Origin of the sequence: Pseudomonas sp. FP2338, assembly GCF_030687515.1 — a bacterium.
Taxonomy (GTDB): Bacteria; Pseudomonadota; Gammaproteobacteria; order Pseudomonadales; family Pseudomonadaceae; genus Aquipseudomonas; species Aquipseudomonas salomonii.
The window spans coordinates 4,038,514-4,059,494 of record NZ_CP117436.1 but is presented as its reverse complement, the minus strand read 5'-3'; the positions used below and the strand labels follow the sequence as shown (position 1 = coordinate 4,059,494).

The window sequence follows — 20,981 nt, the reverse complement described above, 5'->3', positions numbered from 1 at the left end:
GACAGTGTAATGGAATGTGCTCGAAGCTGGCGTGTGTGTGGGGTTGTTGGGTGTATATCCGTTATTTAGGTAACGGCGGCTTAGGGTTCCGCTCTTACAGCGGGTCACTTTTGGCAAACGCCCCAAAAGTAACCATGGACTTGTTCCCTCGCAGCGGACGCCAAGAAGCGATATTTTAATCGCAATCTTGGAGGCACTTATGGCACAGCAAACTCGCCGCCGTTACACCGATGACTTCAAAGCTCAGGCAGTGACACTCGCTGAAAGCATTGGTCGAGGAGAAGCTGCCCGACAGTTGGATATCTCGGTCAAAACCTTAGGTAATTGGCTGGACGCCGCACGCAACGGGCGTCCTCTCAGTTCTCCTGCCCGGCATCCGGTCTCTGACCTGGAAAGTGAGCTGGCTCGGCTTCGAGCTGAAAATGCCACGCTCAAAATGGAGCGAGAAATCCTAAAAAAAGCGACGGCGTTCTTTGCCAGAGAGTCCAACTGAGATACGCCTTCGTCGCCCGTGAACGGACTCACTTTCCAGTCAGGCTGTTATGTCGAGTGATGGAGGTCTCGGTGTCGGGCTTTCACGGCTATTTGAAGCGTCAGAAACGTCCTGATCCAGATGCGGCGATTCGCTTGGAAATTCGTGCGATTCATCGGGCAAGCCGAGGCACTTATGGGCGCCCACGCATGGTTAAGGCGCTTCATAACCGTTCGTACGCGATAGGGCACAAGCGAGTAGCTCGTCTGATGAGAGAGGAGATGCTGCGAGGAAAAATCAAAGCCCGGTTCAAACACTCGATGGATAACCGGTATATCCAACCCATTTCTGACAACGTGTTGAAACGACGTTTTTCCGTGACAAGCCCGGCACCCGCCTGGGTGGGGGATATCACATATATTTCGACTCGCCAGGGTTGGTTGTACTTGGCTGTGGTGTTGAGTATCCAGACCCGGCAGGTGCTGGGTTACAGCCTGTCGGATCGTATGCCCGAGGGTTTGGTACAACAGGCGTTCATGAACGCCTGGACCAGAGCGCCAGTTGATCACGGTGTAATTTTTCACTCTGATCGAGGCCGACAATACACCGGTAGCGGTTTTCGTAGCATGATCGCGGAAAGAGGCTTCGTGCAAAGCATGAGCCGTAAGGGGAATTGCTGGGATAACGCCGTGGCAGAGAGCTTTTTTGCCACACTCAAGAAGGAGGAAGCCATCGGTGTGTATCCCAGCAAAGCACAGGCCCATGCATCAATCGCAAGCTACATCCATGGGTTTTACAACGCGGCACGGCTGCACTCGGCGCTGGGATACAGCTCACCTAATGACTACGCAAAGCAACTGAAGCAAACTGCTTAACACTCGCTTCATGGCGTACGTTTTGAGGGAACAAGTCCACCAAAAGGTCTGTGCCCCACCACTCGGCACCTCGCCTAGGCTCGGTGTGCCCGCACTCCGGCTTGAGTCCGTGGGCCGCCGCGATGGGCCATCCTTGGCCCAGCGCGGCTAACCCGGCGTCCTGCCGGGTTACCCACGGATTCAAGCCTGCGTTCGGCCATCGTGGTTAACGGGGCGCCTCAGATCAAAATCAAGATCAAGATCTACAGCACGGCGGCCTGAAAGCCGACCTGAGTGGTTGAAGCAAAAGCCAGATCAAGTGCAAAGCAACAGCCTATCTACCTGATGCAACTCGGTTTAAATGTGGGAGCGGGCTTGCTCGCGAATGCGGTGGGTCAGTCAATTCATCTATAACTGACATACCGCATTCGCGAGCAAGCCCGCTCCCACAGTTGACCGCATGCAGTTTTGAATATGAGGTCGACTGCGGATTTGCATACACTGAAGAACTGCTTTTCTGTGGGAGCTGGCTTGCCTGCGATGCAGACACCTCGGTACATCAGGCACACCGAGTTGATGCCATCGCAGGCAAGCCAGCTCCCACCTTTGACCGAGTATGGCTTTGCTGTTGCTGTTGCTGTTGCTGTTGCTGTTGCTGTTGCTCTGGCCCTTACATCCTTTTCGATGACGAAGTCAGCGGTCTTTTGATCTACGCTTTTGATCTTGATCTGAAATCGCCCCGTCAAACACGATGGCCGGAATCTGACAGTGATTTGGGGGGTAAACCGGCAGGGATGCCGGTTTAGCCGCCCCGCGCCATGGATGGCGCGTGGCGGCGGCCCCCCAAATCACTGGCGGATTGCGGGCATGCCGAGCCACAGCGAGGCACCGAGTGTTGGGCGAGGACTTTTTGCTTACTTTTTGGTCCTTCAAAAAGTGAGCCGCTGTAAGAGCGGAACCATAGGCCGCCGTTACCGCAGCAACGGATATGTACACCACCCAAAGACCGCCATCGCAAACTACCCACATCCCACAGTTGATTACATTTCAGCTCAAGGCAGGCCGAACCCTAGTGAATCCCGATGGACCAACTTTGCGTGGTCTGATCTTCGTGCCGCTGCTCCAGGTCATCCTCATACTGACAACGCGGCCCCTTGCACTTGTACTCGAACGTCACCGGCGCCTGGGTCTGAACCGGGAACAGCGATTTGGCCGTCGCCGGTGCATCGTGTGGCACCGCCTCAAGCACAGGCGCTTCGTAGCTCAAGTCCAACGCTGTGGCATGGACCATGGCCGGCAAGAGGGCGAGCACTGCACTCGCCAGAAAAGTCCTCGTGAATAGCATCTGAAACAATCCGCGCAACAAAAAATGAAGCGCGGATTATAAGCCGGATGCCACCGCACATGCACGGTTCAGAGCCCGCGCGGCGCCTCAAGGTGTTCGGTAGGGAAGGCTTTGGCATAGGCCTGACACACCCTCAATACCTGCTCATCCGCAAACCGCGCACCCACCACATGCAAGCCCACCGGCAAGCCATTCGCCGCGAACCCGCAGGGCACCGACGCCGCCGGTTGTTGGGTCAAATTGAACGGATAAGTAAACGGCGTCCACTCCATCCATTCTTTCATCGACGAACCCGGCGGCACATTGTGCCCAGCCGCGAAGGCGGTAATCGGCATCATCGGCGAGACCAATATGTCGTAGTGCTCATGAAACGCCGCCATCCTCGCCACCAACGCCGCACGTGCTTCAAGGGCGTCGTTGAAAGCGCCGAGGCTCAACTGCTGGCCGTGTTGGGCGATGCGCAGCAAACCGGGGTCGAGCAATTGTTTTTGCGCATCACTCATGGAGCCCGTCAGGCGCGCCGCGCCGGCTGCCCACAAGGTGCTGAACACCTCCAGCGGGTCGCTGAAGCCTGGGTCGATCTGCTCGACATGAGCCCCCAGTTGCACAAGGCCCTCAACCGCCTGGGCAACCACTTTGGCCACTTGCGGGTCCACGTCCACATAGCCGAACGTGGGGCTGTAGGCCACACGCAACCCCGTCAAATCCGTTGCGCCCGACAACCACGGTGTGCTGCGCGGCGCCCCGATCAGGCCATCGCGCGCATCCGGTTGGGCCACGGTTTGCAGCATCAGCACGGTGTCTTCCACGGTGCGCGTCATCGGCCCCAGGTGCGACAGAATCGTCATGGAACTGGCCGGCCACTGCGGCACATAGCCGAAGGTTGGCTTGATGCCGAAGGTGCCGGTGAACGCACAGGGAATGCGGATTGAACCCCCGGCATCGCTGCCCTGGTGCAATACGCCCAGGTTCAGCGCCGCCGCCGCACCGGCGCCACCCGACGAACCGCCCGCTGTGGTGCGTATGTCCCACGGGTTGCGGGTGATGCCGTACAGCGGGTTATCGGTGACGCCTTTCCAGCCGAATTCCGGCGTGGTGGTTTTACCCAGCAACACCGCGCCGGCCTTGCGCATCAAGGCTGAGAAGGGCGCATCCACATCCCACGGGCCTTCGGCAGATGTGGTGCGCGAACCCTTGCGCGTCGGCATGCCAATGGTCAGCGTCAAGTCTTTGATCGACGCAGGCACGCCGTCCAGGGCGCCGCAGGGTTCACCTTTCAACCAGCGTTGTTCCGAGGCCCGCGCAGCGTTCAATGCGCCTTCGGGGTCTACGTGACAATAGGCGTTCACCACCGGGTTATAGCGCTCAATCCGCAGCAGAGCGTCTTCAGTGACGTCTACCGGTGACAAGGTCTTGTCGCGAAAATGCTGCAGCAGTTGCACCGCCGTCAGTTGGCCAATCTCACTCATGCCACTTCTCCCTGCGCCGCGTTGACCATGGCGCGCAGCAACACCGCGCAGCCCGCTGCCAGGTCATCCGGCGCGGCGTTTTCGATTTCGTTATGGCTGATGCCACCTTCGCACGGCACAAAGATCATCCCGGCCGGGCCGAGTTCGGCGACAAAAATCGCGTCATGCCCGGCGCCGCTGACAATGTCCATATGGCTCAAGCCCAGCGCTTGGGCGCCATCACGCACCGCGTTGACGCAGGCCGGGTTGAAGTCCAGCGGCGGGAAGTCGGCGGTGGGTGTCAGTTCAAAGGTCAGGCCGTGCCGGGCACAGGTGGCTTGGATCACGCCGCGTACTTCATCGACCATCGCTTGCAACTTGTCGGCATGCAGGTGACGCAGGTCGATGGTCATGTGCACCTGGCCGGGAATCACATTGCGCGAGCCGGGGTGCAGGTTCAGGCAACCAACCGTGCCGCAGGCGTGGGGTTGCTGTTGATGGGCGATGCGGTTGACCGCGCTGACCACTTCGGCGGCGCCCACCAGGGCGTCCTTGCGCAGGTGCATGGGCGTCGGACCGGCGTGGGCTTCGACGCCGGTGAGGGTCAGGTCGAACCACTTCTGGCCGAGGCAGCCCATGACCACGCCGATGGTGGTGGCGCGGTCTTCCAGCACCGGGCCTTGCTCGATATGCGCCTCGAAATACGCGCCGACCGGGTGGCCGAGTACCGCGCGCGAACCGGCGTAGCCGATGCGCTGCAATTCGGCGCCTACCGACAGGCCTTGGTCATCGAGTTTGTCGAGGGTGTCCTGCAAGTCGAACTTGCCGGCAAACACCCCGGAACCCATCATGCACGGCGGGAAGCGTGAGCCTTCTTCGTTGGTCCACACCACCACCTCGATGGGGGCTTGGGTCTGGATATTCAGGTCATTCAAGGTGCGGATCACTTCCAGCCCGGCCATCACGCCGTAGCAGCCATCGAACTTGCCGCCGGTGGGCTGCGTGTCGATATGGCTGCCGGTCATCACCGGGGGCAGGGCGGGATTGCGACCGGCACGGCGCGCAAAAATGTTGCCAATGGCATCGACACTGACGCTGCACCCGGCGGCCTCGCACCATTGCACAAACAGGTCTCGGGCCTGGCGGTCGAGGTCGGTAAGGGCCAGGCGGCACACGCCGCCTTTGACCGTAGCGCCAAGCTGAGCCAGGTCCATCAACGATTGCCACAAGCGGTCGCGGTTGATCAGTGGGGAATTGCTCTTGAGCGGTTGCGCAAAACTATTCATGTGCAAATCTCCGGTCAGGCACTCAGGGCCAGGTAGCGGTTCTTGATGCTCGGGTCGGCGCGGAAGGCTGCGGCGCTGCCCTCGTATACGACGCGGCCCTGTTCGAGCACGTAATGGCGGTCGGCGAGCTTGTCGCAGACCATCAGGTTCTGTTCCACCAGCAACACCGGCAGGCCGTCGTCCTTGACCTTGCGCAGGATCTTCACCAACTCGTCGACAATTACTGGGGCCAGGCCTTCGGTGGGCTCGTCAAGGATCAGCAGCTTGGGGTCGTTGAGCAGCGCGCGGGCGATGGCGAGCATCTGTTGCTCGCCGCCGGACAGCGCGTGGCCGGCGTTTTTACGCCGCTCCTTGAGGCGCGGGAACATGCCGTAGACGTCTTCAAGCTGCCAGCGGCTGGTCTTGCGCACGGCGATACGCAGGTTTTCCTCGACGGTCAGCAGGCGGAAAATCCCGCGGTTCTCCGGCACCAGCGCTAAACCCTGACGGGCGATTTCAAAGATCTTCTGGCCCACCAGCGCCTGGCCGTTGAAGTGAATCTGGCCCTGGCGCGGGCAGATAATCCCGAGGATGCTGCGCAGCGTGGTGGTCTTGCCCGCGCCGTTGCGGCCGAGCAGCGTCACCAGTTCGCCGGGATTGACCGTGAGCGACACGCCTTCGAGCACATGGCTCTTGTCATAGTAGGAATGGATATTCTCGACAATCAGCATCAGGCAGCCTCCCCAAGATACGCCGTACGCACACGCTCATCGGCACGCACAAACTCCGGCGTGCCCTCCACCAGGATCTGCCCGTGACTCATCACGGTGATGCGTTGGCTGATGGACATGACAATGCTCATGTTGTGTTCGATCAACAGCACCGTGTGGTCGCGACCGAGGTCGCTGATCAACTGGGTCATGATCGGAATGTCATCGATGCCCATGCCCGACGTGGGTTCGTCGAGCATCAGCAGTTTGGGTTTGGAACAGATCGACATGCCGACTTCCAGCACGCGTTGCTGGCCGTGGGACAACTCGCCCGCCAGGGTATCGGCGCGACGGGTGAGTTGCAGGCGCTCCAACACTTGATCGGCCATCTCCAGATGCTCGCGCTTGCTGTCGACGCGGCGCCAGAAGTTCAGCGCCCGCGCGCCGTCGCGGCCTTGGGCGGCCAGGCGCAGGTTTTCGCGCACGCTGAGGTTCTGGAACAGGCTGGTGAGCTGGAACGAGCGCGCCATGCCCAGGCCGACGCGGCCGTGGGCCGGTTTGCGCATCAGGTTCTTGCCGTCAAAATGAATCGCTCCGGCGGTGGCCTGGCGCTCGCCGGTGAGGCAGTGAAACAGGCTGGTCTTGCCCGCGCCGTTGGGGCCGATAATGGTGTGAATGGTGCCGGCTTCGACCTTGAGGTTGACGCCGTTGACCGCATGGAACGCGCCGTAGGCCAGTTCCAGGTCTTTGGTTTCCAACAGGATGCTCATAGCCCTTCCTCCTTGGCGACGGCGGCGGTCTTGCGGCTGCCGCGTACCCGTTCGAACAGCGACGCGAGGCCGCCCCACAAACCGCCGCGCATAAAGATCACCACGAAGATCAGGATCACGCCCAGCAGCATCAGCCAGCGCGGCCACAGGTCGGAGAGGAAGTCCCCCAGCAGCACGATAGAGCCTGCGCCCAGCAATGAGCCGAACAGCGAGCCGGTGCCGCCGACGATGGTCATGATCAGGATGTTCTCGGACATCGCCAGGTCGATGTTCGACAGCGGCACAAAGTGCAGCAGCATGGCGTACAGCGCGCCGGCAATGCCGGTGACCGCGCCGGACAGCACGAACACCAGGATCTTGAAATGCCGCGTGTCATAACCGATGGCCGAGGCGCGGGTTTCGTTTTCGCGGATCGCCATCAAGGTGCTGCCGAACGGCGAGGCGATCACGCGGCGCGCGCCGATAAAGATCAGCAGGAACAGCACCGCGACAAAGCCATAGAACACTCGGGCGTCGGCCAGCGACAGCAGCACGGTGTCACCGATACGGATCTCCGGGCGCGGCACGCTGAGCAGGCCGTTGTCGCCGCCGGTCCAGTCGCTCAAGGTGTAGGCGACAAAGTAGGCCATCTGGCTGAACGCCAACGTGAGCATCACGAAGTAAATGCCGGTGCGCCGGATCGCCAGCGCACCGACCAGAAACGCCAGGAAACCGCCGGCAAGGGCGGCGCCGAGCAATGCGCTGAACAAGCCCAGTTGCAAGTGGATCATCAGCAGCGCAGCGCAATACGCACCGGCCCCGAAGAAGATGCCTTGGCCGAACGACAACAGCCCGGTGTAGCCCAGCAACAGGTTGCAGGCCAGCGCGGCGAGGGCAAAGATCAGGATCTCGGTGGCCAGGGTCGCCGAGGGCAGGATCAACGGCAAGCCGATCAGCACCGCCAGCACCCACAGCAACATGGCCTTGGATTGGGTCTTGGCAAACGGCAGGGGGTTTTTCTCGCTCATGTCAGGCTCTCCCGAACAGGCCGTAAGGGCGTACCAGAATCACCACGGCCATCGCGCCGTAGATCATCAGGCTCGCGCCTTGGGGCCAGAGTGTGGTCATCAGGCTTTGCACCACGCCCACCAGTAAACCGCCGACCAGCGCACCGCTGAACGAGCCCATGCCGCCGATCACCACCACCACGAAGGCCACGCCGAGGATCTCCGGGCCGACAAAGGGCTGCGCGCCGCGCAAGGGCGCAAACAGCACACCCGCAACACCGGCCAGGGCCACGCCGAGGGCAAAGGTCATGGAAAACAGACGGAAGATATTGGTGCCCAGCAGCGACACGGTTTCGGTGCTTTCACTGCCGGCGCGCACCAGGGCGCCGAAGCGCGTGCGCTCCAGCAGCAGCCACAAGGCCAGGCCGATCAGCGCGGAAAACACGATGAGGAACAGGCGGTAGTAGGGGTAGACGAAGTCACCCACCACCAGCACGCCGCGCAGCAGTTCCGGCACGGCGACGCTTTTGCCCACCGGGCCCCAGATCATCACGCTGGCTTCCTGGATGATCAGCGCGATCCCCAGGGTCACCAGGATCTGGAACATGTGCGGCAAGTGGTAAATCCGCTGGATCAATAGTCGCTCGATCACCCACGCCAGCGCGGCCACCACCAGCGGTGCAATGAGCAGCGCCAGCCAGAAGTTGCCGGTGAGGCTTACGGCGGTGTAGCAGATGTACGCTCCCAGCAGAAAGAACGCGCCGTGGGCGAAGTTGACGAAGTTGAGCAGGCCGAAAATGATCGTCAGCCCGACCGCGATCAGGAAGTAGATCATCCCCAACCCTAGGCCGTTGAGGATCTGGAACAGGTAAAGATTAAGCATGCAGAAACCCTCGGCAGGCAGCCGCTTACGCGGCCCTGCGCTAAGCAATTCAGAGGATCAGGCGAGCGTGCAGCCCGTCGCCTCGACCGGCGGGAACGATTGCCCGGCGCTGAGCACCTTGGCCAGGTCGTCCTTGTCGGCCATGTCGCCGGCGGCTTTGCCGATCAGCAGGTAGTAATCCTTGATCACCTGATGGTCGCCGGCGCGGATCGACTCCTTGCCGGTCGGGCCTTCGTAGCTCAACCCTTGCAGGGCTTTGGCCACGGTCGGGCCGTCGAAGCTGCCGGTGCTGATGATGGTTTCCAGCATCACTTTGGTGCTGATGTAATCAGCCGCCAGCGGGTAGGTGGGGTTGATGCCGTATTTGGCCTGGGTGAGCTTGACCAGTTCACGGTTGAGCGGGGTGTCGACCTGGTGCCAATACTGGGCGCCGAGGTACACGCCTTCGAGCACGTCGCTGCCCAGTTCCTGGAACTGGTCGAGCCCGGCGGACCATACCAGCAGCACTTTCATGCGCTCCTTGATCCCGAAGTTCACCGCCTGGCGCAGGGTGTTGGACGACTGGCTGCCGAAGTTGAGCAGCACCAGTACATCGGGCCTGGCGGCGATGGCGTTGGTCAGGTAGCCGGAGAATTCCTGTTCCTGCAACGAGTGGTAGCTATTGCCGACGTGCTCCAGGCCATTGTCCTTGAGCACGGTTTTTGCGCCTTCGAGCAAGGCTTCGCCAAACACGTATTGCGGGGTGATGGTGTACCAGCGCTTGGCGTCGGGCAGCAGCTTGATCAGCGGCAGCATGGTTTCGCGGATCGCGCCGTAGGTGGGCACCGACCAGCGGAAGGTCGCCTTGTTGCAGTCTTTGCCGGTGACTTCATCGGCGCCCACCGGGGTCATGAACACGCCGCCGACCTTATCGACTTCCTTGGCCACCGCCAGCGCCGAGGACGACAGCGTGCAGCCCTGGAAGAACCGTGCGCCGTCCTGCTGGATAGCCTCCTGGACCTTGCGCACGGCTTTGCCGGCATTGCCTTCGGTGTCGATGACCTTGTAGTTGAGCGGGCGGCCGAGAATCTCGGGGTGCTGTTCCACCGCCAGGCGCGAACCCATGTCGGCAAATTTGCCATAGCTGGCAAACGCGCCGGACATGGACTTGAGGCCGTAAAAGGTAAAAGGCTCGGCGGCGAATGCAGAGCGCACACTCAGTGGAAGGCTGAGCGCGGCGGCGGCGGTGAGACTGGCTTTCAACAACGTACGACGCTGCATGGGGTGACTCCCTGGTTTAGTTATTGGCAGGAGCGGCAAGGGCGATACGGTGGAGCAAGGGCCTGTGGTCAGGCCTGTTATTGAATTGAGTGAAGCGGTCTAACGGTTGGAACCGGGTCGAGTGTGGGAGCTGGCTTGCCTGCGATGGCATCGACCCGGATTGACAGAAACACCGAGGTGTCTGCATCGCAGGCAAGCCAACTCCCACATTGAATAGGTTTGCAGTTTGGGATCCTGGGTGTGCTTAAGAGTGATCAAACTCCAACAGAAAGTGCGGGCTGACCTCGCCTTCCAGCGCCGTCATGTGGTGTTCGGCATCGCACATATGTTCATGCATCAGGTTGCGCACGGCGGTTTCATCCCCGGCGCGAAAGGCCAGCAGCAACTGCTTGTGGTAATCGAGGTTGGCCGCGTCGAACTGTTTGCGCTTGGGTTTGTAGGCTTTTTTCAGCACCACCAGGTCGCGCAGCAGGTCGTTGAGAAACTGCGCCATAAAACTCAGCAGCGGGTTGGGGCAGGCCTTGGCCAGCAGGTTGTGAAATTCCAACTCGGCCAGGCGCTGTTCGCGTTGGCCGGCTTCGCTGTCTTCGGGGGCGCTGCAAAAATCCACGTTGTCTTGCAGGGCTTGATAGTCGTCTTCGCTCAAGCGCCCCAGCACCGACACTGCCAGTTCTACCTCGATGACCTTGCGCAGCTGGTACACCTGCTCGCCATCCAGGTGCTGGAAGTGCAGGTAGTTACGCAACGCGCGGCTGGCCGGTTCAGTGCCGGCCTGGTTCAGGTACGCGCCACCACTGGGGCCGGTGCGTGTGCTCACCAAGCCTTCCACTTCCAGGGCCTTGAGTGCTTCACGGGCCGAGCCTTTGGAGCATTGGAAACTTTCCATCAACTCGCGCTCGGTAGGCAGGCGGTCGCCGGGCTTGAGCGCGTCGGTGACGATCGAGCGTTTGACCGACTCGACAATCACATCGGAAAGCTTCTGGCGTTTGCGTCGTAGCGGGCGGCTGAGCATGCTGTTCTATTGATCCTATTAATGCGGATTAATAGCACTTAATAACGATTGAACCGGAGCGTCAACGCAAGGTGTCGTTTTCGGCCTGAAGTGGTCGCAAATACGCGGGTTATTCCCAGCTGCCGAGGTCGAGGCAGCGTGTGGACGCAGGCGGCTGTTTCCCGAATACGAGAAAATCGCCGACCCAGCGGTTGATGCACCCGGCGCCGGTGCCAGGGCGGGCCGGCTCCTTGAGCAGCAATTGCTCGATGCCCGCGGCGACCGGCTCGGCCTGCTCGGCATTGACCAGCACCATGCGTGCGACGCGCTTGGGAAACAGCGCGGCATAACGACTGCCAAGGCGGGTGGCCTGGGCGTTGCCCAGGTAATTGAGTTGGGCCTCGCCGAGTTGGGCACGCACATACTCCATGTCGCGCGCCGCTTGCTCAACGCCATTGGCTTGGCTCAGGTCACGGGGGCTCAGTTCGATCACGTCATAGCGGTTGGTCAAGGTGCGATAGGCCTGGGTGGCATAGGACTCCCAACGGCTGGTCAGGTGCAGGGCGAAGGTCGCGCCCTGGCCCTTTGGCGGCTCGCCACCCTGGATAAACACCACACCTTCACGGTTGAGCGGTTGGCGGGCGCCCACGCGGGTCAGGGCCAGGCGCAGGCTGCCGCGTTTGGGCGCGGCATGGTCGCGTGGCACGCTCACACTGGCGCATTGGGTGCGTTCCAGCACCTCGGGGTCCGGCCGCTCCTGGGCGGGGAAGGGGCAATCCAGCAGCCAGTCGATCGCGGTGGGCGCGATCAGCGGCTCGGCCAACGCCTGGCCCGCGATCAGCCAGAGGCCGATACACGCCAGGTTTTTTACCAGAACGCTGGGTTTCATCAAGAGGGTCCGGGCTGCCGTGTGAGGGCGGCTTTTTTACCAAGGACCCAGGGTCAAAGAATGTAGGGCGAATAAACGCTTCGTGTAGGACTTTACAGTTTTATTGTCGGATATCCGTATTCCAGCCGCCGCCCAGCGCTTTGTACAAGGCAATGCTGGCTTGCAGCCGTGACAGCCGCAGCTGCACGTTCAAGTCCTGGGCGGCGTACAAGGTGCGTTGGGTTTCCAGCACCGTCAGCAAGTCCTCGGCGCCTGCCTGGTAGCGGCTCTCGGAGATCTGGAAGGCGGCCTGGGCCTGTTGCAGTTCTTCGGCCTGCCATTGGCGCTGCTGGTCCAGGCGCGTGATGCTGCTGAGGGCTTTCTCCACATCGGCAAAGCCGTTGATGATGGCGCCGCGATAGGTCTGCAGCAGCTCGTCCTGGCGGGCGCGGGCCTTGTCGCGCTCAGCGCTTAATCGGCCATTGTTGAAGATCGGTGCCACCAGCCCCGAGGTCAGGTTGTAGAACGGGCTGCGCAGGATATCTTCAGCTTTATAGGCGCCGGAGCCGACTGTCGCGCCCAAGGTCACGCTGGGCAGCATCGCCGCGCGTGCCACGGTGACGTCGGCACTGGCCGCCGCCAGTTGCGCCTCGGCGCGGGCCAGGTCGGGGCGGCGACTGAGCAATTGGCTCGGCACGCCGGGGCCAATGGTTGGCCAGGCCAGCGCCTGGAACGGCTCGGTGCCCAGGTCCAGGGCTTGTACCGGCTGACCGAGCAGGGCGGCGAGGGTGATCCGCGATTCTTCGGCCACCTGCGCAATCAGCGGCAATTGCCGTTGCTGGCCGGCCACCAGGCTTTTCTGTTGGGCCAGCTCCAGGGCGGTGGCTGCGCCTGCGTCGTAGCGGGTTTGCACCAGGTTCAGCACACTGCGCGCATTCGCCAGGTTCAGCTCGGCGATCTGCTGGCGTTGCTGCGCGGCGAGGGTTTGCGCGTAGCGGTCGGCGACGTTGCTGAGCAGGGTCAGTTCCACGGTGGCCTGGTCAAACTCACTGGCGCGCAGGCTTTGCAGGGCGCTGTCGCGGGCGGCAACGCGGCCGCCCCAGAAGTCCAGTTCATAGCTGGCGGTGAGGTTGGCACCGAAACTGTCGACGGTCTTGTTGCTGTCGGTGGCGTCCAACGAGGCGTTGCCACTGCCGCGCAGCAGCTTTTCACGGCTGGCGGTAAGGTTGAACTTGACCTCGGGCAGCAACGGCGCACCGGCAATCACCGCACTCGCCTGGGCCTGGCGCACCCGTGCCATGGCGGCGGCCACGTCATAACTGTCGCGTCGCGCCTGGTCGATCAGGCGGTTGAGCGTCGGGCTGGCGAAGTGTGTCCACCAGCGTTGGTTGGTCGCCTGGGTGGCATCGCGTTCGGCGTACTGCCAGGCGGGCGGCGGCGCGAGGCCGCTGTCGACACTCGGCGGGTTGCCAGTACAGGCGTTGAGCAACAGGCACACGCCCAGCAGGGAAGATCGTTTATTCACTGGTCAACGCCTTAACCGGATCGAGCCGGGCAGCTTTACGGGCCGGCATAAAGCCGAATACGACACCGGTGACCAGCGCACAGCCAAACGCGCCAAACACCGCCACCAGGGAAAATTGCACCGCCACCTCGGCCAGTATCAGCACGCCGCCCACCAGCAGCGCGAGGGCGATGCCGAACAGGCCGCCGACCACCGAGAGCATCACCGCCTCGGTGAGGAACTGGCGCAGGATGTCGCGCTGGCGCGCACCGGTGGCCATGCGAATACCGATTTCGCGGGTGCGTTCACGCACCGTCATCAGCATGATGTTCATCACACCGATCCCGCCCACCAGCAGGGAAATCGCCGCAATCGAACCGAGCATCAGCGACAGCGTGTTGGCCGTGCGGGCTTCGGCCTGGATCATCGCGGCGTTGTTGGTCAACTGGTAGTCACGCTTACCGTTGTGCAGCTTGAGCATCAGTTGATCAATGGCCATTTCAGCCTCATGGACCTTGCGTGCATCGGCGGCGGCGATCGCCACGTATTCGGGGTTGTACGTGCCGAACAGGCGCACGCTGGCGGCGGTGTAGGGGATCGCTACGCGGTCATCGCTGTCTTTATTGCCGGAGGCGGAGCCTTTTTCGGCGAGGACGCCGATGACCTGGAAGGGCACGTTTTCGATCAGGATGTATTGGCCGATCGGGCTGGCGACGTTTTTGAACAGCTTTTCGCGGATACGGTGGCCGATCACCGCGACTGTCGCGCCGGCGCGCTCGTCTTCCTGAGTGAAATAACTGCCTTCGACCACCGGCCAATTGAAAATTTCGGGGAAGTTGACGTCGTTGCCACCCACATAGGCCAGGTAGTCCAGGTTGCCGAAACGAACCCCGGCGTCGTTGCCGTTGACCGGCATGATGCGCTTGACCTGGGGCAACATCGCCAGTGCCGCGACATCGTTGAGGGTTACGATACCCGGCGGCGTGCGCGGGTTGGGCGATGAGCCGCTGAGGTAAATGATATTGGAGCCGAACGCGCCCATCTGCGCCATCACCTGGCGCTTGCTGCCTTCGCCGACGGCCAGCATCACCACCACGGACGCCACGCCAATCACGATCCCCAGCAGCGTCAGTGCGGTGCGAAAGCGATTGATCCACATCACCCGCCAGGCTGCGCGTATGGCATCGAGCAGTTCGGCTTTCCAGGCACCATTGTGCTCGGCCCCGTCGGCCAGGCGCTGGCGCAGGTCGACGGCTTGCAGCGCGTCGCTGTTGGCGGTGACCGGCACATGGGTGTCACTGTGCGTCGAGTCACTGATGATCAGCCCGTCGCGGATCTCGATGATGCGGTTGGCCCGCGCCGCCACTTCGCGGTCGTGGGTAATCAGGATCACCACATGGCCCTGGTTCGCCAGTTCGTCCAGCAGGGTCATCACCTCGGCGCCGCTGTGGCTGTCGAGGGCACCGGTGGGTTCGTCGGCGAGGATGATATGGCCGCCGTTCATCAGGGCGCGCGCGATCGACACCCGTTGCTGCTGGCCGCCGGAGAGTTGGTGCGGGCGGTTGGCGGTGCGGTCGGCCAGGCCCAGGCGCGTGAGCAGGGCTTTGGCGCGGGCATGCCGCTCGGTGGCGCTGATACCGGCATAGATCGCCGGCATCTCGACGTTTTCCTGGGCCGAACCGGACGGAATCAGGTGGTAGCCCTGGAACACAAAACCAAAGGCTTCGCGGCGCAGCCAGGCCAGTTCGTCGCTGCCCAGGTGCGCGACGTTTTCGCCGGCGAACAGATAGTCGCCCTCGGAAGGGCGGTCGAGGCAGCCGAGGATGTTCATCAGCGTGGATTTGCCGGAGCCGGAGGCGCCAACGATGGCGACGAATTCCCCGGCATGGATCGACAGGTCGATCCCGCGCAGCACATCGACCTGCGGGCTGTCGCCGCCGCCGTAGGATTTGCGGATGTTTTTGAGTTCGATCAGCGGCGTGGTCAACTCAACCCCCGTTGTCATCGGCTGGGCCGATCAACACGTGATCGCCCTCGCTGAGGCCGTCCAGCACTTCGACGCGCAAACGGTCACTGATGCCCAGGCGCACGTCACGCTTTTCGATCGAGCCGTTTTTTGCCACCACGCGGGCGGTTTGCTTGTCGGTGCCGTGGCTGCCGAGCAAGGCCGCGACCGGCACGGTGAGCACATCCTTGACCTGACTTGCGACAAAAAACACCTGGGTGGTCATTTCGGCCATCAGGGCATTGTCGGCGTTGTCCACATCCAGCAGCACCGTGTACAGCACCACACGGCCGCTGCCGCTTTTGCTGGTGCTGCTGGGGCTGCCGTTGCCCTGGCTGGTTTCATTCAGGGGTTTGGGCGGGATCGGCAGGATCTGGCGCACGGTGCTGGTCCAGCGCCGGCCGCCGCCGCTGAGCGTGGTGAAATAGGCCGTCATGCCGGGTTTGACGTGGCCGATGTCGGCTTCGGAAACCTCGGCCCATACCGTCATCGGCGACAACTTGGCGATGCGCAGGATCAGCGGGGTTTGCTGCTGGGCGTTGAGGGTCTGGCCGACGCGCGCGTCTACCGCCACCACCGTGCCGCTCATAGGCGCGAAGATGCGGGTATAGCCCAATTCGGCCTCGTCGCTGCGCAGGCTGGCCTGGGCCTGGCGGATCTGCGCCTGGTACATGTCGACCCGTGCCTGGGTGGCGCTCAGCTCGGCCTTGGCGGTTTGCACGTCTTCTTCGCGGGTGGCGTTACCGGCCACCAGGCGTTGCTGGCGCTGGTATTTCTGGCGCGCGAGTTGGTGCTGGGCGTTCTGCTCCTGCAACTGGGCCTTGAGGTTGTCGATGGCGTAGCGGCTGGCGTCGAGCTTGGCCTGTTGCGTGGCGGGGTCGATTTCTACCAGCAACTGGCCTTCTTTGACCTGGTCACCGGCCTCGACATGGATCTTGCGGATTTGCCCGGATGCTTGTGCGCCCACGTCGACATAGCGGCGTGGTTGCAGGGTGCCCAATGCCGTGACGCTGTTTTCAATGTTGCCGCGTGTGACGGTGACGGTGGCGAGGCCATCGCGGCCCGGCGGCAGTATCTGCCAGGCCGCCAGTGCGACGATGGGAATCAGGCACGCGACAACCAGCAGGGCGCGTCGGGCGGGGCGAGGGCGTTTCATGCGTTGTTTCCAGCCGGGAATAGGGGCCGCAGTTGCGGAGGGCTGACAGTTATACGATGAAATTGCCCGAAAATTTAGCTGCTTACATACGTGGTAACAGCTGTGTCTCGTAAAAAAACTCGACTGTTGGTGTAAGACTTCTTTAAAAGTAGATGAGAATTACTATAAATTGCACACACTCAAACTGCCATCATCCATGGCCTGTCGTCGTTAGCACTCAAGGAACTGATGCCGTCCCCCCAGGACGGTCGGGAGTCATGTTGGAAAACTACTATCGCGAGCTGGTGTGTTTCCTCAACGCCAAGCTGGGCAACCGTCAGGTGGCCGAAGATGTGGTGCATGACGCCTATGTGCGGGTGCTGGAGCGCGCCAGCGATACGCCGATCGAACAGCCGCGCGCATTTTTGTACCGTACCGCGCTGAACCTGGTGATCGACGGCCATCGGCGTAATGCCTTGCGCCAGTCCGAGCCCCTGGAGGTGCTGGACAGTGAAGAGCGCTTCGCCACCTGTTCGCCCCACGCCAGTCACGACCAGGCCCAGCGCCTGGCCCTGCTCGAAAGAGCCCTGGCCGAGCTGCCCAGCGCCTGCCGCGACAGCTTCCTGCTGCGCAAGCTCGACGGCCTTTCTCACCTGCAAATCGCCGAACGCCTGAGCATTTCCCGCAGCCTGGTGGAAAAACATATCGTTAATGCCATGAAGCACTGCCGGGTGCGCATGCGCGAGTGGGACGCGCACTGATCGCAGATTAGTTAAATTTTATTTCATTGTCCTCGTTTCCTATCAACACATGGCCTGTTGTTCAGGCTTTGCAGGTATTCCCGCCCCACCGCCAAGGGGCTTATCCAGAGGACACTGGAATGACACAGGCAATTGCTTCGCCCGCGGTTCACGACCTGATCGGGATCGGTTTCGGCCCTTCGAACCTGGCGCTGGCCATCGCCCTGCAGGAGCGTGAAAAAGCCCAGGGCAAACTGGACGTGGTGTTTCTCGACAAGCAGGCCGACTACCGCTGGCACGGCAATACCCTGGTGACCCAGAGCGAACTGCAGATTTCGTTCCTCAAGGATCTGGTGACGCTGCGCAACCCCACCAGCCCGTACTCGTTCGTCAATTACCTGAAGGCCCACGACCGCCTGGTGGATTTCATCAACCTGGGCACCTTTTACCCGTGCCGCATGGAGTACAACGACTACCTGCGCTGGGTCGCCGGGCAGTTCCAGGCACAGGCGCGGTATGGCGAGGAAGTGCTGGCCATTGAGCCGATCCTGAACCAGCAGCAGGTTGAAGCGCTGCGCGTGATCTCCCGTGATGCCCAGGGCGAACAGCATGTGCGCACCACCCGCTCGGTGGTGGTCAGCGCCGGCGGCACGCCACGTGTGCCGGAGGCGTTCAACGCGCTCAGGGATGACGGCCGAGTGTTCCACCATTCCCAATACCTCGAGCGCATGGCCCAGCAGCCGTGCGTGGAGGGTAAGCCGATGCGCATTGCGATCATCGGCGGCGGGCAGAGCGCGGCCGAAGCCTTTATCGACCTCAACGACAGCTTCCCGTCGGTGCAGGTGGACATGATCCTGCGCGGTTCGGCGCTTAAACCGGCGGATGACAGCCCGTTCGTCAACGAAGTGTTCTCGCCGGCGTTTACCGACCTGGTGTTCCAGCAAGTCGGCGCCGAGCGTGAGCGCCTGGTGGCCGAGTACCAGAACACCAACTATTCGGTGGTCGACCTGGACCTGATCGAGCGCATCTACGGGATTTTCTACCGCCAGAAAGTCTCTGGCATCAACCGCCAGGCCTTCCGCACCATGACCGTGGTCGAGAAAGCCACAGCCGGACCGTTGGGCATCGAACTGGTACTGCGCAACAACGCCAACGGCGACACCAGCGTGAGCCATTACGACGCGGTGATCCTGGCCACCGGCTACGAGCGCCAGATGCACCGCGAGCTGCTGGCGCCACTGCAAGCCTATATGGGCGACTTCGAAGTGGCCCGCGACTATCGGATCGTCACCGACGAGCGCTGCAAGGCCGGTATCTATATCCAGGGCTTCAGCCAGGCCAGCCATGGGTTGAGCGACACCTTGCTGTCGGTACTGCCGATTCGGGCCGATGAGATTGCCGCCTCGCTGTATGAAAACGATCGTCACCGTGGCAAGGCACGTTCGGTGCAGGATTTGCTGCTGGCCACTGCCAGCTGATTACTGTGGCGAGGGAGCTTGCTCCCGCTCGGGTGCGTAGCGCCCGCACGGTTTTGGGGCCGCTTCGCAGCCCAGCGGGAGCAAGCTCCCTCGCCACAAAAGGCGCGCTCCTACAGACGGCACTTGTGACAACGTCGGGCTATTGGTACTGTACAAAAAACCAGTATCGGTAGCCCTTCATGCAGTTGATCGAAAAACTCAGCATCCTCGCCGACGCCGCCAAGTACGACGCCTCCTGCGCCAGCAGTGGTGCGCCCAAGCGCAGCTCCGAGGGCAAGGCCGGGCTGGGTTCTACCGATGGCATGGGCATTTGCCACAGCTACACGCCGGACGGGCGTTGTGTGTCGTTGCTCAAGGTATTGCTTACCAACTTCTGCCTGTACGACTGCCAATACTGCGTCAACCGCCGCTCCAGCGACGTGCCCCGTGCGCGTTTCAGCCCGGAGGAGGTGGTCACCCTGACCCTGGACTTTTACAAGCGCAATTGCGTCAGCGGGCTGTTTCTCAGCTCCGGCATCATTCGTTCGGCCGACTACACCATGGAGCAGTTGGTTCGGGTCGCCAAATTGTTGCGCGAAGAGCATGACTTTCGCGGTTACATCCACCTCAAGACCATTCCCGAAGCCGACCCTGCGCTGATCGCCGAAGCCGGGCGTTATGCCGACCGCCTCAGCGTGAACATCGAGCTGCCCACCGACGCCAGCCTGCAAACCCTGGCGCCGGAGAAGCAGATCGGCTCGATCAAGCAAGCCATGCAGACCATCTACACCGGCGAGCAGACGGTGTTCAACGAGCCGCGCGCACCGCGTTTTGCACCGGCGGGGCAGAGCACGCAGATGATCGTCGGCGCCGATGACACCGACGACAGCACCATCCTGCACGGTGCCGAGGCGCTGTATGGCAACTACAAGCTGCGGCGCGTGTATTACTCGGCGTTCAGCCCCATTCCCAACAGCCCCAAAAGTGTGCCGCTGGCCGCGCCGCCGCTGATGCGTGAACACCGCCTGTACCAGGCCGACTTTCTACTGCGCAGTTACGGTTTCAGCGCCAATGAACTGTTCGAAGGCCCCGGCCATCTGGCCCTGGATATCGACCCCAAGCTGGCCTGGGCGCTGGAGCACCGCGAGGTGTTCCCATTGGACCTGAACCGCGCCGAGCCCACGCTGATCGCGCGTATCCCCGGCATTGGCCTGCGCACTACCCAGCGCCTGGTCGACCTGCGCCGCGAACGCAAGATCCGTTTCGAAGACCTGGCCCGCATGCGCTGCGTGCTGGCCAAGGCCAAGCCGTTTTTCATCACCAGCGACTACCACCCGCAACAGGCGGACAGCACCAGCGTGCTGCTGCGCGAGCAACTGCGCGACCGCCCGCAGCCGCAACAGATGGGGCTGTGGGGATGATCAGCCTGGAATGCGACAACCTCTTCAGCACCTGGCGCGAGCAGGCGCGCTGGCTGCTCAGCCATCAGGTCGACCCCAGCCAGGTGAGCTGGGGCGAGGCCGAAGTGGCGGACCTGTTTGCCACGGACGAGCCTGTACCTGAGCAGCTCGGGCCGTTTCAGGCACGAATCCCCAAGGCGTTGCTGGAGTTGTTGGAATCGGCTGCCTGTTACCACGGTGATCAGCGCTGGAGCCTGTTGTACGAGGTGTTGTGGCGTGTCAGCCACGGCGACCGCACAGCGATGCTGGCCGGGGACAAGCTGGGCAGTGAGTTGCAACGGCGCATCAAGCAGGTCAGCCGCGAGGCCCATCACCTGCATGCGTTTGTGCGGTTTATTGCTCTACCTGCGCAGGCTGGGCCACAGCTGCCGGAGTATGTGGCGTGGCATGAGCCGGCCCATGACATCTTGAAGTCCGCCAGCCAGCATTTTGTCGGACGCATGGGCCGCCATCGCTGGATGATCGCAACACCCCTGGACGGCGTGTATTACGACGGTGAACAGTTGATTCATCAACGCCAGTGCCCTGAGGCCTGGCAACAATTGGCCCAGAATGTCGAAGACCCCCACAGCGCGATGTGGCTGACCTACTACAGCCATATCTTCAACCCGGCGCGGTTGAACCCCAAGGTGATGGAAGGGCATCTGCCCAGCCGGTTCTGGAAGAATTTGCCGGAGGGCAAGTTGATACCGGGGTTGATCAGCGAGGCGCGCACGGGCAAGCAGAAGGATGGGCAGGCGAAGCTGATCGGCGCCAGGCCCGGCAAGAAAATCTCAAGCGGGCACGGTTGAAAAATGTGGGAGCTGGCTTGCCTGCGATAGCGGTGTA

The 20,981-nt window shown here is 62.0% G+C and carries 19 protein-coding genes; 6 read left to right on the top strand and 13 right to left on the bottom strand.

Features of this window, described 5'->3' with window-relative positions; translation table 11 throughout:
* Positions 1-199 precede the first annotated feature (199 nt).
* Together PSH96_RS18310 and PSH96_RS18305 are read left to right on the top strand one after the other, a co-directional pair.
* On the top strand, positions 200-493 hold the full coding sequence (locus PSH96_RS18310) for a transposase (RefSeq protein WP_305453582.1): 294 nt from the start codon (positions 200-202) through the stop codon (positions 491-493).
* Positions 490-1,347 carry an IS3 family transposase gene (locus PSH96_RS18305; protein ID WP_305460074.1) on the top strand — a complete coding sequence of 286 codons (858 nt, stop codon included), beginning with the start codon at positions 490-492 and terminating at the stop codon, positions 1,345-1,347. The genes PSH96_RS18310 and PSH96_RS18305 overlap by 4 nt, the downstream gene beginning before the upstream one ends.
* 1,048 nt (positions 1,348-2,395) lie before the next feature.
* Here the strand turns inward: PSH96_RS18305 and PSH96_RS18300 are convergent.
* The 13 genes from PSH96_RS18300 to PSH96_RS18240 all read right to left on the bottom strand — a co-directional run bounded on the left by PSH96_RS18300 (position 2,396) and on the right by PSH96_RS18240 (position 16,517).
* Complete coding sequence (locus tag PSH96_RS18300) at positions 2,396-2,638, bottom strand: hypothetical protein (protein WP_305454213.1); 243 nt, start codon at positions 2,636-2,638, stop codon at positions 2,396-2,398.
* Between the two features lie 101 nt (positions 2,639-2,739).
* Complete coding sequence (locus tag PSH96_RS18295; RefSeq protein ID WP_305454212.1) at positions 2,740-4,140, bottom strand: amidase; 1,401 nt, start codon at positions 4,138-4,140, stop codon at positions 2,740-2,742.
* On the bottom strand, positions 4,137-5,405 hold the full coding sequence (locus PSH96_RS18290) for a Zn-dependent hydrolase (RefSeq protein WP_305454211.1): 1,269 nt from the start codon (positions 5,403-5,405) through the stop codon (positions 4,137-4,139). Before PSH96_RS18290 ends, PSH96_RS18295 begins: the two co-directional genes overlap by 4 nt.
* Before the next feature lie 14 nt (positions 5,406-5,419).
* A complete protein-coding gene (locus PSH96_RS18285) occupies positions 5,420-6,115 on the bottom strand; it encodes an ABC transporter ATP-binding protein (RefSeq protein ID WP_138814770.1) in 696 nt (231 codons plus the stop codon).
* The gene (locus PSH96_RS18280) at positions 6,115-6,864 is read right to left on the bottom strand and encodes an ABC transporter ATP-binding protein (protein ID WP_058422317.1); all 750 of its coding nucleotides are present in this window, start codon (positions 6,862-6,864) and stop codon (positions 6,115-6,117) included. The genes PSH96_RS18285 and PSH96_RS18280 overlap by 1 nt, the downstream gene beginning before the upstream one ends.
* Positions 6,861-7,871 carry a branched-chain amino acid ABC transporter permease gene (locus PSH96_RS18275; protein WP_305454209.1) on the bottom strand — a complete coding sequence of 337 codons (1,011 nt, stop codon included), beginning with the start codon at positions 7,869-7,871 and terminating at the stop codon, positions 6,861-6,863. Before PSH96_RS18275 ends, PSH96_RS18280 begins: the two co-directional genes overlap by 4 nt.
* A 1-nt stretch (position 7,872) precedes the next feature.
* Positions 7,873-8,733: a branched-chain amino acid ABC transporter permease gene (locus tag PSH96_RS18270; RefSeq protein ID WP_056861341.1), complete on the bottom strand. Its 861-nt coding sequence runs from the start codon at positions 8,731-8,733 to the stop codon at positions 7,873-7,875.
* 57 nt (positions 8,734-8,790) lie between these two features.
* Entirely contained in the window at positions 8,791-9,993 is a 1,203-nt protein-coding gene (locus PSH96_RS18265; protein ID WP_058422319.1) for an ABC transporter substrate-binding protein, read from the bottom strand.
* Between the two features lie 244 nt (positions 9,994-10,237).
* Complete coding sequence (locus PSH96_RS18260) at positions 10,238-11,005, bottom strand: FadR/GntR family transcriptional regulator (RefSeq protein ID WP_017136273.1); 768 nt, start codon at positions 11,003-11,005, stop codon at positions 10,238-10,240.
* Positions 11,006-11,114: 109 nt separating this feature from the next.
* Entirely contained in the window at positions 11,115-11,873 is a 759-nt protein-coding gene (locus PSH96_RS18255; RefSeq protein ID WP_305454208.1) for an alpha/beta fold hydrolase, read from the bottom strand.
* A 100-nt stretch (positions 11,874-11,973) separates the two neighbouring features.
* Positions 11,974-13,377 carry an efflux transporter outer membrane subunit gene (locus PSH96_RS18250; protein WP_305454206.1) on the bottom strand — a complete coding sequence of 468 codons (1,404 nt, stop codon included), beginning with the start codon at positions 13,375-13,377 and terminating at the stop codon, positions 11,974-11,976.
* Positions 13,370-15,361: a MacB family efflux pump subunit gene (locus tag PSH96_RS18245; protein ID WP_305454205.1), complete on the bottom strand. Its 1,992-nt coding sequence runs from the start codon at positions 15,359-15,361 to the stop codon at positions 13,370-13,372. The genes PSH96_RS18250 and PSH96_RS18245 overlap by 8 nt, the downstream gene beginning before the upstream one ends.
* On the bottom strand, positions 15,345-16,517 hold the full coding sequence (locus PSH96_RS18240) for an efflux RND transporter periplasmic adaptor subunit (RefSeq protein ID WP_305454203.1): 1,173 nt from the start codon (positions 16,515-16,517) through the stop codon (positions 15,345-15,347). Before PSH96_RS18240 ends, PSH96_RS18245 begins: the two co-directional genes overlap by 17 nt.
* A 257-nt stretch (positions 16,518-16,774) precedes the next feature.
* On the opposite strand from PSH96_RS18240, the gene PSH96_RS18235 reads away from it, so the two are divergent.
* The 4 genes from PSH96_RS18235 to PSH96_RS18220 all read left to right on the top strand — a co-directional run bounded on the left by PSH96_RS18235 (position 16,775) and on the right by PSH96_RS18220 (position 20,944).
* The gene (locus PSH96_RS18235; RefSeq protein ID WP_056861347.1) at positions 16,775-17,257 is read left to right on the top strand and encodes a sigma-70 family RNA polymerase sigma factor; all 483 of its coding nucleotides are present in this window, start codon (positions 16,775-16,777) and stop codon (positions 17,255-17,257) included.
* A gap of 119 nt (positions 17,258-17,376) precedes the next feature.
* Positions 17,377-18,714 (top strand): lysine N(6)-hydroxylase/L-ornithine N(5)-oxygenase family protein, encoded by a 1,338-nt coding sequence (locus PSH96_RS18230; protein ID WP_305454202.1) that lies wholly within the window; start codon positions 17,377-17,379, stop codon positions 18,712-18,714.
* Positions 18,715-18,893: 179 nt separating this feature from the next.
* Positions 18,894-20,114, top strand: coding sequence for a putative DNA modification/repair radical SAM protein (locus PSH96_RS18225; RefSeq protein ID WP_056861349.1), 1,221 nt, complete (start codon positions 18,894-18,896; stop codon positions 20,112-20,114).
* Positions 20,111-20,944 carry a TIGR03915 family putative DNA repair protein gene (locus PSH96_RS18220; protein WP_305454201.1) on the top strand — a complete coding sequence of 278 codons (834 nt, stop codon included), beginning with the start codon at positions 20,111-20,113 and terminating at the stop codon, positions 20,942-20,944. Before PSH96_RS18225 ends, PSH96_RS18220 begins: the two co-directional genes overlap by 4 nt.
* The last annotated feature ends 37 nt before the right edge of the window (positions 20,945-20,981 follow it).